Origin of the sequence: Dechloromonas sp. ARDL1, assembly GCF_051122455.1 — a bacterium.
Classification (GTDB): domain Bacteria; phylum Pseudomonadota; class Gammaproteobacteria; order Burkholderiales; family Rhodocyclaceae; genus Azonexus.
Genome location: NZ_CP168939.1, coordinates 1,914,883 through 1,927,943 on the forward strand (window position 1 = coordinate 1,914,883; position 13,061 = coordinate 1,927,943).

The 13,061-nt window shown below is 62.5% G+C and carries 11 protein-coding genes; 5 read left to right on the forward strand and 6 right to left on the reverse strand.

The annotated features are described in order from the left end of the window. Nucleotides 1-45: 45 nt before the first annotated feature. The 3 genes from ppk1 (at nt 46) to AB6Q56_RS09485 (ending at nt 4,450) form a co-directional block, all read left to right on the forward strand. The gene (ppk1, locus tag AB6Q56_RS09475; protein WP_434516800.1) at nt 46-2,127 is read left to right on the forward strand and encodes a polyphosphate kinase 1; all 2,082 of its coding nucleotides are present in this window, start codon (nt 46-48) and stop codon (nt 2,125-2,127) included. A gap of 69 nt (nt 2,128-2,196) precedes the next feature. Beyond that, complete coding sequence (locus AB6Q56_RS09480) at nt 2,197-2,724, forward strand: DUF2242 domain-containing protein (RefSeq protein ID WP_434516801.1); 528 nt, start codon at nt 2,197-2,199, stop codon at nt 2,722-2,724. A gap of 79 nt (nt 2,725-2,803) precedes the next feature. After that, nucleotides 2,804-4,450, forward strand: coding sequence for a diguanylate cyclase (locus AB6Q56_RS09485; protein ID WP_434516802.1), 1,647 nt, complete (start codon nt 2,804-2,806; stop codon nt 4,448-4,450). On the opposite strand, the gene AB6Q56_RS09490 is transcribed toward AB6Q56_RS09485, so the two are convergent. After that, the gene (locus tag AB6Q56_RS09490) at nt 4,422-4,598 is read right to left on the reverse strand and encodes a LiaI-LiaF-like domain-containing protein (protein WP_434516803.1); all 177 of its coding nucleotides are present in this window, start codon (nt 4,596-4,598) and stop codon (nt 4,422-4,424) included. The two genes, AB6Q56_RS09485 and AB6Q56_RS09490, sit on opposite strands and share 29 nt — an antisense overlap. 16 nt (nt 4,599-4,614) lie before the next feature. Beyond that, complete coding sequence (locus AB6Q56_RS09495; protein ID WP_434516804.1) at nt 4,615-6,837, reverse strand: RelA/SpoT family protein; 2,223 nt, start codon at nt 6,835-6,837, stop codon at nt 4,615-4,617. Nucleotides 6,838-6,949: 112 nt separating this feature from the next. On the opposite strand from AB6Q56_RS09495, the gene AB6Q56_RS09500 reads away from it, so the two are divergent. Then, nucleotides 6,950-7,834, forward strand: a complete 885-nt coding sequence (locus AB6Q56_RS09500) for a DMT family transporter (RefSeq protein WP_434517149.1) — start codon at nt 6,950-6,952, stop codon at nt 7,832-7,834. Continuing rightward, nucleotides 7,831-8,616 (forward strand): zinc-dependent peptidase, encoded by a 786-nt coding sequence (locus AB6Q56_RS09505; protein ID WP_434516805.1) that lies wholly within the window; start codon nt 7,831-7,833, stop codon nt 8,614-8,616. Before AB6Q56_RS09500 ends, AB6Q56_RS09505 begins: the two co-directional genes overlap by 4 nt. Here AB6Q56_RS09505 and AB6Q56_RS09510 read toward each other — a convergent pair. From AB6Q56_RS09510 to AB6Q56_RS09525, 4 genes are all read right to left on the reverse strand, one after another. Further along, nucleotides 8,556-9,323, reverse strand: coding sequence for an alpha/beta fold hydrolase (locus tag AB6Q56_RS09510; RefSeq protein WP_434516806.1), 768 nt, complete (start codon nt 9,321-9,323; stop codon nt 8,556-8,558). The two genes, AB6Q56_RS09505 and AB6Q56_RS09510, sit on opposite strands and share 61 nt — an antisense overlap. After that, the gene (locus AB6Q56_RS09515; protein ID WP_434516807.1) at nt 9,320-10,174 is read right to left on the reverse strand and encodes an alpha/beta fold hydrolase; all 855 of its coding nucleotides are present in this window, start codon (nt 10,172-10,174) and stop codon (nt 9,320-9,322) included. The genes AB6Q56_RS09510 and AB6Q56_RS09515 overlap by 4 nt, the downstream gene beginning before the upstream one ends. A 27-nt stretch (nt 10,175-10,201) precedes the next feature. Continuing rightward, on the reverse strand, nt 10,202-11,749 hold the full coding sequence (locus tag AB6Q56_RS09520; RefSeq protein ID WP_434516808.1) for a DNA internalization-related competence protein ComEC/Rec2: 1,548 nt from the start codon (nt 11,747-11,749) through the stop codon (nt 10,202-10,204). Nucleotides 11,750-12,061: 312 nt separating this feature from the next. After that, nucleotides 12,062-13,009 carry an IS5-like element ISAte1 family transposase gene (locus AB6Q56_RS09525; RefSeq protein WP_434516809.1) on the reverse strand — a complete coding sequence of 316 codons (948 nt, stop codon included), beginning with the start codon at nt 13,007-13,009 and terminating at the stop codon, nt 12,062-12,064. Between the last annotated feature and the right edge of the window lie 52 nt (nt 13,010-13,061).

The following is a 13,061-nucleotide window of genomic DNA, read 5'->3' on the forward strand; positions in this document are numbered from 1 at the left end:
ATGGACTTAAGGCCTATACTTCAAGAGTCACATGGAGCTTGCGCGATGAATCACCCCCACCTGAAACCCCGTTTTCCGGCCGAAAACTATTTGAACCGGGAACTTGGACTCCTGGCATTCAATCGCCGCGTTCTTGCGCAGGCTCAGGATGAACGTACGCCGCTGCTCGAACGCCTGCGCTTCCTGTGCATCGTCTCCAGCAACCTCGACGAATTCTTCGAGATTCGCGTATCCGGCCTCAAGGAGCAGATACGCGCCAACACGCCGGTCGTCACGACTGACGGCAAGACGGCCCAGGAAGCCTTCCGCCTGGTGTCGGCCGAAGCCCATGCCATGGTCAACGAGCAATACCAGCAACTGAACGAAGTGATCCTGCCTGCTTTGGCCGAAGAAGGAATCCGCTTCCTGCGCCGCTCGGGCTGGAACGAGGCGCAACGCGAGTGGATACGCGACTACTTTCATCGGGAAATGGTCCCGGTGTTGACCCCGATCGGGCTCGACCCCTCGCACCCCTTCCCGCGCGTGCTCAACAAGAGCCTCAACTTCGCCGTGGAACTCGAGGGCAAGGATGCCTTCGGGCGCAGCTCCAACGCCGCCATCGTCCAGGCGCCACGCGTCCTGCCACGCGTCATCCGGCTACCGGAGGAATTGGCCGGCTGCGAATACGGCTTTGTCTTCCTGTCGTCGATCCTGCATGAATTCGTCGGCGAGCTGTTCACCGGCATGACCGTGCTCGGTTGCTACCAGTTCCGCGCCACCCGCAACTCCGACCTGTTCGTCGACGAGGAAGAAGTCACCAACCTGCGCACCAAGCTGCAGGGCGAGCTGCCGCAACGTCATTTCGGCAATGCCGTGCGCCTGGAGGTCGCCAACAACTGTTCGGAGGCCATGACCGAGTTCCTGCTCGCCCAGTTCGAGCTCAAACCGGTCGACCTTTATCGCGTCAATGGCCCGGTCAATCTGGTCCGCCTGATGCAGGTGCCGGACTGGGTGGACCGCCCCGACATGAAGTTCCGTCCCTTCGTCCCCGGAACGCCCAAGGGGCTGAGCAAGGGTGCCAACATCTTCGAAAGCATCCGCAAGAACGACATCCTGCTGCACCACCCGTACCAGTCTTTCGCGCCGGTCATCGAACTGTTGAGCCAGGCGGCGACCGACCCGGCGGTGGTGGCCATCAAGATGACCGTCTATCGCACCGGCACCGACTCGGTATTGATGGAATCGCTGATCCGCGCTGCGCAGAACGGCAAGGAGGTCACCGTCGTCGTCGAACTGATGGCCCGTTTCGACGAGGAAGCCAACATCGGCTGGGCGACCAAGCTGGAACAGGTCGGCGCCCATGTCGTCTATGGCGTCGTCGGCTACAAGACGCACGCCAAGGCGCTGCTCATCGTCCGTCGCGAGGAAGGCGGCCTCAAGCGCTACGCCCACCTCGGCACCGGCAACTACCACCCGCGCACCGCCCGCCTGTACACCGATTTCGGCCTGATGACGGCCAACGACGAGGTCACCCGCGACGTCAGCGAGGTATTCAAGCAGCTCACCGGCCTCGGGCAGGCGCGTACGCTGAAACACCTGTGGCAGGCGCCGTTCACGCTGCAGCAGAATGTCGTGGCCGGCATCCAGGCCGAAGCCGAAATCGCCCGAGCCGGCGGCAAGGCGCGCATCGTCGCCAAGATGAATTCGCTGGTCGAGCCGGAAGTCATCAACGCGATGTACGAAGCCTCGCAAGCCGGCGTCGAGATCGATCTCATCGTCCGTGGCGTGTGCATGCTGCGCCCCGGCGTCAAGGGTCTCTCCGACAACATTCGCGTCCGCTCCATCATCGGTCGCTTCCTCGAACACCATCGCATCTTCTACTTCCTGGCCGGCGGCAAGGACACGGTCTACCTGTCCAGTGCCGACTGGATGGAACGCAATTTCTTCAAGCGCATCGAACTGGCCTTCCCCATCCTGGATGCCAAGCTGAAACGCCGGGTGATTACCGAGGGGCTGAAGTTCTACCTGGCCGACAACCAGCAAGGTTGGGAAATGAACAGCCAGGGTGTCTACCAGCGGCGCCGTTCGAGCCGCAGCAAACCACACAATGCCCAGGGTGAACTGATGGTCAATCTGGGAAATACCTGACTTCGGTCAGCCAAGCGGCGGGCGGCGCGTTAAGATAGCCACCTGCCCGATCGTCAGTTTCGCCACCCGATGTCTCGCCCTATACCGTTCCGCGCCATCCTTTCCCGTTTTCCGCTCATTGCCGCGCTGCTTTTGCTGGCGGCCTGCTCCAGCACGCCGGCGCCTGTCTACCGTAGCGAAACCTTCGACGCGGAGACGCCCTACCAGTTTCACAGCGACCTGCCGCCACTCGTACTCTGCGAGTATGGCAAGCGCGCCTTGCTCAGCCAGGCCTACGAAGTCGATTCATCGGTCCCCAACAGCATCCGGGGCTCCAAGTCCTTCCAACCGCAAACCGACCACCAGGTCCAGCTGCGCATCACGCTCACCTGCATGGGTAGCGGGCGCGACACGACGATCTACGCCAACGCACTGCAGACCCGCTACGAGTTGAAGGCGGGCGGCAGCAGCACAGGCCTGTCGGTCAGCGGACTCGGCTCGATATCTGTTCCCTGGCCCACCGACAAGAACGCACTGATCAAGGTCGGCGAGGAAACCGTCGCCGACGCCGACTTCTATCGTCGCCTCTTCGTTCTCATCGAAAACCTGGCTGAATAAGCTCGTCAGCGACGGGTGCTTCCGGTTATAGTGACCGGACAAGAATACCTATATCCCGCAGGATCGGCATCCCGCACATATGAACCCATTGCGCATCTTGTTGGCCGACGACAGCGTATCGGTCGGCGAATATATCGGTGAGCTGCTGCGCAGCAACGGACACCAGGTAACCCTTGTCCAGAGCGGTGAAGCGGCCATCGCAGCCTTTCAGGAATCGCCCCCGGAACTCGTCCTGATGGATATCGAGATGCCCGGCATGGGTGGCCTCGAAGCCATCAAAAAAATACGAAAGATTTTCCTTCCGGTCCGCGTTCCGATCATCGTCATCACCAGCCATGGCGGCGAAGCCACACTGCTTGATAGTTTCATGGCCGGCGCCGACGACTATCTGACCAAGCCGGTCGAGCCCCTGCAACTCGATATCCGCATTCAGGCCATGATGCGGATCGTCTCGGCCCAGCGCTCAACCGCAGCGATGGTCGACAATGTCATGGAAGGCATCATCCGTATCGATCGCGTCGGTCGGATCACGGCCTTCAACAAGGCCGCCGAGAACATCTTCGGCTACGTCCCGAGTGAAGTCCTAGGCCAGAACGTCAAGATGCTGATGCCTAATCCCGACCGTGACAGACACGACGAATACATCGGCAACTATGTCGCCGCGGGTAAAGGGAGGATCATCGGCAAGGGACGCGAGGTGATCGGCCTTCGCAAAAATGGCGAAACCTTCCCCATGCATTTGGGTGTCAACGAAGCCGAAACCCCCGACGACCGCTTTTTTATCGGTGTAGTTCGCGATCTCACCGTCGAAAAAGCACTGCGCTCCAAGTTGGCCGAAAGCCGCAACTTTCTGGCCGACGTGATCGAAAATAGCCCGGCCGCCACCTATGTCAAGAATCGGGAAGGCCGCTACCTGCTGGTCAATCGCATGCACGAAGAGGTCACTGGCATGTCGCGCGCCCAAACGCTCGGCAAGACCGATGCCGAAATCTTCCCGACCAGCGCAGCCGACGCTTACCGCCGCGTCGACCAGGAAGTCATGACTACCGGGCGCACCGTCGAAGCCGAGGAAACTCTGGTCGACAAGCGTGGCGAAGCCTGCTTCCTGTCGATCAAATTTCCAACCCGCAACACGGCCGGCGAGATTACCGGCATCTGCGGAATATCGACCGACATCACGCAAATCAAGCACTACCAGAGGGAACTCGAACGCCTGTCCCGCTTCGACGACTTGACCAATCTGTACAACCGCCGGCATTTCGTTACGCTGGCCCGGCACGAATTGAGCCGCAGCAAGCGTTACGGTGGCAAGTTATCGGTCATGATGGTCGACATCGATCATTTCAAGCGGGTAAACGACAACCATGGGCATAAGACCGGCGATATCGTTCTTGCCACCATCGCCGGCCAGATACGCCAGGCCCTGCGCGATACCGATATCGCCGGGCGCCTGGGTGGCGAGGAATTTTCCATCATCTTGCCGGAAACCGAACTCGGCAACGCCATTCTGGTTGCCGAACGACTGCGCCAGCAAGTTGCCGCCAGCGCCATCGAAATCGGCAACGGCAATACGCTGAACTGCACCCTGTCAATCGGAGTTGCCGACTTGGGCGACGAGGCCGAGGATGTCGAAAAGTTGCTGCACCGCGCCGACCTGGCGCTTTACGAGGCCAAGAACAACGGCCGCAACAGGGTGGTCAGCGCCGGCCCCGATCGTCCGGCGTAAGAAAGAGGCCGACGCCCAGGGCGATCAACGCCAGCGGCCACCACTTCCTGATCAGCGCGACCAGATCGAGCTCGAACAGGTCGAGATTGACGCCGAGCGCAATGACACCGATGACGATCAGGGCGATGGCGGCGAAATGGCCTTTCATGCGGGCTCTCCGTTGATCACGCGCGGCGAACGCCGACGACGCCTTCGACTTCATGGATCAGCGTCAGCGTGCGCTGCAGCTGCTGCAGGTTGGTGATCTCGACGGTAAAGCTCATGTGCGCCTTGCCCTGCTTCGACTGGGTGTTGACACCGACCACATTGAGCCTCTCGCGCGTGAAGATTTCCGATATATCGCGCAACAAGCCCTGGCGGTCATGCGCATCGACGATGATGTCGCAGGCGAAGACCCCCGTCGTCTGCACGCCCCAGTCGGTCTCGATCACCCGTTCCGGGTGCAAGGCCGCCAGATTGGCGAAATTGGGGCAATCCATGCGGTGGATCGAAATCCCCTTGCCGCGCGTGATGAAACCCTGGATTTCGTCGGGCGGTGCCGGCTTGCAGCAGCGCGCGAGTTGCGTCAGCAGCTTGTCGACGCCGACGATCAGGATGCCCTGGTTGCCCTCCACCGGCTTGGCGGGCTTGGCCACCACCTCGTCGGGTAGTTGGGTCTCGGCCAGCAGATCGCCGCCCTTGGCCACCGACTGGAACTGGCGCTGATTGAGATCGCCGCGCGCCGCCGCGATATACAGGTCGTCGGACTTGGCGAAACCCAGCTTGTGCGCCAGTTCCTCGATGTTGGCGCCGGTTTGCCCGGCACGCTGCAATTCCTTGGCGATGATGCCGCGCCCTTCGGTAAGCGTTTCTTCCAGTGCCAGGTTGGAGAACCACGAGCGCACCTTGACCCGGGCGCTCTTGGTATGGATGTAGCCCAGGGTCGGGTTCAACCAGTCGCGCGATGGACCGCCGACCTTGGCGGTGAGAATCTCGACCTCCTGGCCGGTCTCCAGCGCGGTGTTGAGCGGCACGAGCTGGCCGCCGACCTTCGCGCCCCGACAGCGGTGGCCGAGATCGGTATGCACGCGGTAGGCGAAATCGACCGGCGTCGAGCCGGCCGGCAGGTCGACCACCTTACCCTGCGGCGTGATGACGTAGATTGTCTCGTCGAGCGCCGCCTGCTTGTAATGCTTGACCCAGTCCGAGCTGTCGGCGACTTCGTCCTTCCAGGTCAGCAGCTGGCGCAACCAGGCGATCTTCTCGTCGTAGTCGTCCTCGTGCGTGCGCTTGCTGCCTTCCTTGTAACGCCAGTGCGCGGCGACGCCGAGTTCGGCGTGCTTGTGCATGTCCCAGGTGCGAATCTGGATTTCCAGGCTGCGCCCGTCCGGGCAGCGCACGGCCGTATGCAGCGAGCGGTAGTAGTTGCCCTTGGGGTTCGAGATGTAGTCGTCGAATTCCTTGGGAATCGGCAGCCACAGGTTATGCACGATACCCAGCGCCGTGTAGCAGTCCTTGAGGTCCTCGACGATGATGCGCAGGGCGCGCACGTCGTAGACCTCGGAAAACTCGACGCCCTTTTTGCGCATCTTGTTCCAGATGCTGTAGATGTGCTTCGGGCGGCCATAGATCTCGGCATCCTTGACCCCGGCAGCTTCCAGTTCTGAACGCACCCGCGCCACGGCATCGACGATGAACTGCTCGCGCTCGCTGCGCTTCTCGTCGAGCATCTTGGCGATTTTCTTGTAGGTCTCCGGGTGGATGAAGCGGAAGGACAAGTCCTCCAGCTCCCACTTCAACTCCCAGACACCCAGGCGATTGGCCAGTGGCGAATACAACTCCAGCGTCTCGCGCGCCACCTGCACGCGCAGGTCGTCGGGATTCGCCGCGTAGAAGCGCAGGGTCTGCGTCCGGCTGGCCAGGCGCAGCAGTACGACGCGGATATCCTCGACCATGGCGAGCAGCATCTTGCGCAGCACTTCGACCTGCGCCTTCATCTCGACCGGATTGACCTCGCCGGCCTCGATGTTGGTCGCCACGAACCCCTTGGTGATCGGACGCAGCTTGTTCAGGCGCGAGATGCCCTGTACCAGATGCGCGGCCGGCTTGCCGAAGCGCTCCTCGATCCGCGCGATGCCATGCTCGTCATGCGACGGGATGGCGAAGAGGACGGCGGCGATGCGCGACTCGGCGTCAAGTTTGAGGCCGGCGATGATGACCGCCATGCCCAGGGCGTGCGACCAGATACGTTCGCCGCTGCCCAGCGTGCGGTCGCCATAGGTCTCCCAGGCATACTCGACAGCCTGTTTGAGGCGCTCGGCATCAACCGCGGGAAGCCCCTCGGACAAGGTGGCGAGGAACTGTTCGAAATCGCTCAGCGCGGCGACGGAATGGACGACGGAAACCATGGTTCGACATTATAAGACCGATCCTCGGGCCGGCCATGCCGGCAAACGCAAATTGCCCCCGCCGCCGACCGCGCGAAACGGCTGCGCCGCCTTCAGGCATAATCCGCCGACCATGCAAAAACTGTTCGCCAACCCTTACCTGCTGCTCACCCTCACTGTCCTCTTCTGGTCGGGCAACATGGTGGTCGGCCGTGGCGCACGTGCCGACATCCCGCCGCTGGCCTTCGCCTTCTGGCGCTGGATGATCGCCTTCGTGCTGATCGCCCCCCTGGCCTACCCCCACCTCAAGACGCAGTGGCCGCTGCTCAAGCGCGGCTGGAAAACCCTGCTCGTGCTGGGCATCCTCGGCGTCGGCGGCTACAACACCTTCGCCTATCTGGCCCTGCAGAACACCACGGCCACCAACGCTGCGCTGCTCAACTCCTTCGTACCGATCGCCACCATCGCCATTTCATGGGCCTTTCTGGGCAAGCACCTGCGCCGCAGGGAAGCCATCGGCGTCCTCGTTTCGCTGCTCGGCGCGCTGACCATCGTGTCGCGCGGCGACCCGCTGGTGCTCGCCCACCTCAACCTCAATATCGGCGACGTATGGATGCTGGTCGCAGTCCTCGACTGGGCCATCTACACCGTCGCCCTCGCCTGGCGGCCGGCCGGCGTGCATCCGATGCTGATGCTCGGCAGCACAGTCGCGATCGGCCTCACCGCGCTCGGGCCGGCCTATGCATGGGAGCTGTGGCAGGGCAGACAGATCCACGTGAACCTGACATCGTTGTCGGCGCTGGCCTACGTCGGCGTCTTCCCCAGCTTCGTCGGCTACATCTTCTACAACAAGGGCGTTGCCGATGTCGGCGCCAACAAGGCCAGCCTGTTCATCCACCTGATGCCGGTTTTCGGAACCCTGCTCTCGTTCCTGTTTCTCGGCGAAATTCCGCTGTGGTTCCACTACCTGGGCATCGGCTTGATCTTCAGCGGAATCTGGCTGACCATGAAACGATGATCGGACTGCTCGACAAGCTGCGTGGCCGAAAGCCATGCCCCATTCCCGACAACCTGTGGGCGGTCATCGTCACGTCGATGCCTTTCCTCGAAACCCTCGACCTGGCCGAGCAGGCGCAATTGAAGGAGATGTCCGAGGCTTTCCTCGCCAGCAAGGAGTTCAGCACGGCAGGCGGGCTGGAACTGAGCGACGAAATCTGCGTCTCGATCGCCGCCCAGGGCTGCCTGCCCATCCTCAAACTCGGCCTGAGCGCCTACCGCGACTGGGTGGGCATCATCGTCTACCCCGACGAATTCGTCGTTCGCCGCCAGATCGAGGACGAAAACGGCGTCGTTCACGAGTACGACGACGTGCTGGCCGGCGAAGCCTGGGAGGGCGGCCCGCTGATCGTCTCCTGGCACGATGTGAAGATGGCCGGCGACGGCTACAACGTGGTCATCCACGAATTCGCCCACAAGCTGGACATGCTCAACGGCGACGCCGACGGCATGCCGGCGTTGCACAGCGGCATGGATGAAGACGAATGGCGCGCCACCTTCCTGGCCGCCTACGACGATTTCTGCCGGCGCGTGGACAGCGGCGAGGAAACGATCATCGACCCTTACGCCAGCGACAGCCCTGAGGAGTTCTTCGCGGTGCTGTCGGAAAGCTTCTTCGAGCTGCCGGATGTCGTCGCCGACGAATATCCCGACCTCTACGCCCTTCTCAAGCGCTACTACCGTCAGGACCCGCTGGCCCGCCTGATGAAGGCGTCGAGCGCCTCGAGCACCGCCGACTCCTGATCGCGCTGCGGCGAATGACCGCAGTCAGGCAGCTTCAGGAGTTGCGTGCCGGGCACTGCGGCGGCAATGACCTCGATCTGCCGCATCGTCGCGTATTCGTCGTCTTCACCCTGGATGGCCAGCACCGGACAGCGGATGCGCGGCAGATAGGCCTCGATGTTCCAGTCGCGAAACGCCGGCGACAGCCAGCAGTCGTTCCAGTCGCTGAAGACGCGCTGCGCATCGCGGTGATAGCGCCCGAGCTTGTGCGGCCAGTCGGTTTCCTCCCACACTTTGCGCGCCGCGCGGATGCCGGCCAGCGTTTCCTCTTCGACGAATTCATGCGGCGCCATCACGGCAACGCCGAGCGGCACCGTCGGATAGGCGCCGGCGAAGATCAGCGCGATGCTGCCGCCATCGCTATGGCCGATCAGGATGGGGCGCTCGATTTCCAGGGCTGCCAGCAACGCCGGCAACATCTCTTCGCCCTCACGATGCATGTAGCGCACGGTGCGCGGCTCCGGATACGGCTCCGAACCGCCATAGCCGGCCCGCGACCAGACGATGACGCGGCAACCGGTCCGCGCCGCCAGCTTCTCCGGAAAGTGCCGCCACATGCCGACGCTGCCCAGGCCTTCATGCAGCAGCAGCAAGGTGGGAAGGCCGGGCTGGGCGGCCGAGTAATCACGATATTCGAGTTTCAGGCCTTTGACGGTTATATGCTTCATGCGCTCAACAGAAAATCGCGGACGACGCTGATCTGCTCATCCGACTGGAACATCGGGGCATGGCCAACCCCGGGAATTTCGGCCAGACGCGCGCAGGGCCCGCGCGTTTCCATGCGTTGCCAGGTTTCACGCGTCAGCAAATCCGAATCGGCTCCGCGAATCGCCATGGTCGGGCAGGCGATCTGGTCGTAGACCGGCCACAGGTCGATATCCTTGTCCACAAAGGCCGCCCGGAAAGGCTCGGCAATGCGCGGATCGTAGCGAAAAGCCCAGCGACCGTCCGGACGTTGCAGCACGCTGGTTTCGGTCAGGTGATACCACTGCGCGTCGGTCAGTTGGCCGAAAGGCTGGCTGACGAACCTGACGTAGGCCAGCGCCTCGTCGAATGTCGCCCAGTCGGGATCGGTACCGACGTAGGTAGCGATGCGCTGCAATGACTCGATGGTAATCAGCGGCCCGACATCGTTGAGGACCAGTTTGTGGATCGGCGTCCCTTCCTGCGCGGCAAGCGCCATGCCGATCAAGCCGCCCATCGACGTACCGACCCAATGCACGCTGTCGACATTGAGCCGGGCGATCAGCGTCACCATGTCGGCGACGTATTGCGGAATGGCGTAGCCGGCCGGGTCGCGCAAGCGGCCGCTACGGCCACGGCCGACCACATCGGGGCAGATCACGCGGTAGTGCGCCGACATCGCCTCGGCCAGCGCATCGAAATCGCGCCCGTTGCGGGTCAGCCCATGAACGCAGACCAGCACGCGCGGATTGTCGCGGGCGCCCCATTCCGTATAGGCCATCCGGTGCAGCCCCGACGGCCCGATACATTGCACGGTTCGTTGTGTGAATTGCATAGCCACACCTCCTTCATCGGAAATGTATCACCGCCCGTGCCAATAACGCCGATGTTCTTGCCGCCACCCCGAGATCGATACCCCATCCGGATTCAGCACCACGCGCAGGGCGCCGTCCCGGTCGGTTCGCCAGAGACGCGCCCCACCCTCCACGTAGCGCCCCAGCACTTCCGGCTTCGGATGCCCGAATCGGTTGCGGTAGCCGACCGGGACGATCACCTGCCCGGCCCCTACCGCCTTGATGAATGCCGGCGTCGATGAGGTCTTCGAGCCGTGGTGCGGGACCAGCGCGACATCTGCCGCCAGGTCGTCCGGATAGCGGGCCAGTAGCGCAGCCTCGTCGGGCGCTTCGATATCAGATGTCAACAGCATGCGCCGGCCGCCGGCCTCGATGCGCAGCACGCACGACAGATGGTTGGACTTGGCCTCGGCAACATAGGCATCCGCCGCCGGATGCAGGACCTCGAAGCCGACGCCGTCCCACTCCCAACGCTGGCCGGCAACGCAGCGCCCGCCCCGGCTGCCGGCAATCGACGAACTGACCTGCTCCACGGATAGCGCGGACAGCACCGAAGCAGCACCGCCTGAATGATCGCTATCGCTGTGCGTCACCATCAGGGTATCGACCCGGGAAAGCCCTTGCGCCCGCAGGTAGGGCACCACGACCCGCTGCCCGGCATCCGACTCGGCGCTGTACAACGGCCCCGGATCGTAGATCAGGGTATGCTCCCGCGTCCTGACCACGCAGGCCAGCCCCTGTCCGACATCGAGTACGCTCACCCAGGCCTCCCCACTTGCCGGCTTGTCCACCGGCCAGAATGCCGCCGGCACCAACAATACGCCCCCCAGCCAGCGCCCGGGCAATCCGCGCGGCAGCAGGCAGATCGCCACGCCCAGGCCGGCTGCGGCGGCAGCCCAGAGAGGCGGTGCCGGCGCCGTCCACACCGGCCATGCGGCGCTCCAGGCCAGGAAGATCATCAGCCACGCCAACACCTGGTGCGCCAGCGCGAGTATCGGCCACCATGGCATCACCGCAGCCAGCAAGGCCAGCGGCGTGATCACGAAGCTGACGACCGGAATGGCGAGCGCATTGGCCAGCGGCGAAACCAGCGAGAACTGCTGGAATACCAACAACAGCACCGGCAAGGAAGCCAGCGTCGCCGCCCACTGAACGATACCCCAGTTGCGCAACCGGCCCCGCCAGCCAGCTTCCTCTCCGACTTGCGCCGAGCCGACGTAGAGCAAGGCGCCGACGGCGCCGAAGGAAAGCCAGAAGCCGGCCGCCAGAACCGCCCACGGATCGATCAACACGACGACCAGCAGCGCCAGCGCGAGTATGCGGCTCGCCGCGACAATGCGCCCCGAAAGCATGGCCAGACCGGCGACCAGCAGCATGTAGAGGGTACGCTGGGCGGGCACCGCAAAACCGGCCAGCAAGGCGTAGATCAGGGCCGCCAGGCAACCGGCCAGCAACCCCGCCTTCTGCGCCGGCCAGCGCAGGGCCAGCGCGGGAACGCGGCGCCAGCCGAAAGACACCAGCCAGCCGAACAGGGCAGCCACCATGGTGACGTGCAAACCGCTGATCGAGCTTTGTTATGTATTAAAACGTCTTTTCAGGACAATTTACGTTTTAATAAATAACAAATGCTGATCTGATGTCTATTAAAACGTTATCTTAAAGACTATCTCCCACAAACATCAATATCAACACAAGAAATATCGCAAAACCGCATATAAAACGTGTCCTATGCGTTTTATGCATATTTTAGTTGACACAATCCGCGGGGCATCTACAATACGAAACACCGAGTCAAGCAATCGGTAAGTTGTAACGGCTTTGTTGCACAAACCAGAAGCGAGCCGAGATAACCCCAGCCCCAGACGCAGCTACGCCACAGCAGGCACAGGCACCGTTGCCGGGCGCCCAAGTTGTGTGAAGCGGTTGAGCAAAGCCACCCGCACATGCAGTTCTGTGACCTGGCGCTCAAACGTTCGCGCCATCACCCGCTCGCCCAAGCGCTTGAAGCAATGCATCTTGGTTTCCACCAGGCTTCTTCGGTGATAACCGCTCCACTTCTTCCAGATACGGCGCCCCAGCCTTTGGCAAGCTCGCAGGGCTTCGTTGCGCCCGCCCGCTCCCTCCAGCGTTTGTCTCCAAGGCCTTGCATTCTTGCGCGGGGGAATCACCGCCTGCGCACCTCTTTGCGCTATCGCCGCGTGGCACCCCTTTGTGTCGTAGGCTCCATCCCCACCGACACTTGCCACCGGCTCATCGAGCGGTATCTGGGCCAACAGTTCGGGCAGCATGGGAGCATCGCCCACGCTGTTGTCTGTGACTTCAATGGCCCGAATCTCCAGCGTGTGGGCATCAATGCCCAGGTGCACCTTGCGCCATTGCCGCCGATATTCGGCTCCGTGCTTCTTGCGTTTCCATTCCCCTTCACCCAGGAACTTGATGCCCGTACTGTCCACCAGCAAATCCAGCGCTGTGGCGCTGCGCTGGAAAGGAAGCTGCACCTGCAGCGTCCTCTGACGGCGACTGATGGTGCTGAAATCGGGAACCCGCCAATTCAGCCCCGCCAGACGCAGCAGGCTCTGAATCAGTCCCAGGCTCTGGCGCAGTGCCAAGCCAAACAGGCACTTGATGCTCAGGCAAAACTGGATGGCCGCATCCGTGAACGTCTGCTGGCGACCCCGTTTGCCACTGGCAGGTGCGTACCACTGCATGTCTTTGTCCAGCCAGATCGTCAGCGCCCCTCTGACCTTGAGTGCGGCGTTGTACGCAGCCCAGTTGGTGGTCTTGTAGCGGGTCTTAGGCCCTTGGGGTTCATTCATGCGCCGAGGTTACCAGTGCAATGGGGCTGGTTTGTGCAACAAAGCCTCTTGA

Bases quoted from the DNA above. Each gene is read 5' to 3' on its own strand.
- ppk1 (WP_434516800.1), top strand. From the start codon at position 46: ATGAATCACCCCCACCTGAAACCCCGTTTTCCGGCCGAAAACTATTTG.
- AB6Q56_RS09480 (WP_434516801.1), top strand. From the start codon at position 2,197: ATGTCTCGCCCTATACCGTTCCGCGCCATCCTTTCCCGTTTTCCGCTC.
- AB6Q56_RS09485 (WP_434516802.1), top strand. From the start codon at position 2,804: ATGAACCCATTGCGCATCTTGTTGGCCGACGACAGCGTATCGGTCGGC.
- AB6Q56_RS09490 (WP_434516803.1), bottom strand. From the start codon at position 4,598: ATGAAAGGCCATTTCGCCGCCATCGCCCTGATCGTCATCGGTGTCATT.
- AB6Q56_RS09495 (WP_434516804.1), bottom strand. From the start codon at position 6,837: ATGGTTTCCGTCGTCCATTCCGTCGCCGCGCTGAGCGATTTCGAACAG.
- AB6Q56_RS09500 (WP_434517149.1), top strand. From the start codon at position 6,950: ATGCAAAAACTGTTCGCCAACCCTTACCTGCTGCTCACCCTCACTGTC.
- AB6Q56_RS09505 (WP_434516805.1), top strand. From the start codon at position 7,831: ATGATCGGACTGCTCGACAAGCTGCGTGGCCGAAAGCCATGCCCCATT.
- AB6Q56_RS09510 (WP_434516806.1), bottom strand. From the start codon at position 9,323: ATGAAGCATATAACCGTCAAAGGCCTGAAACTCGAATATCGTGATTAC.
- AB6Q56_RS09515 (WP_434516807.1), bottom strand. From the start codon at position 10,174: ATGCAATTCACACAACGAACCGTGCAATGTATCGGGCCGTCGGGGCTG.
- AB6Q56_RS09525 (WP_434516809.1), bottom strand. From the start codon at position 13,009: ATGAATGAACCCCAAGGGCCTAAGACCCGCTACAAGACCACCAACTGG.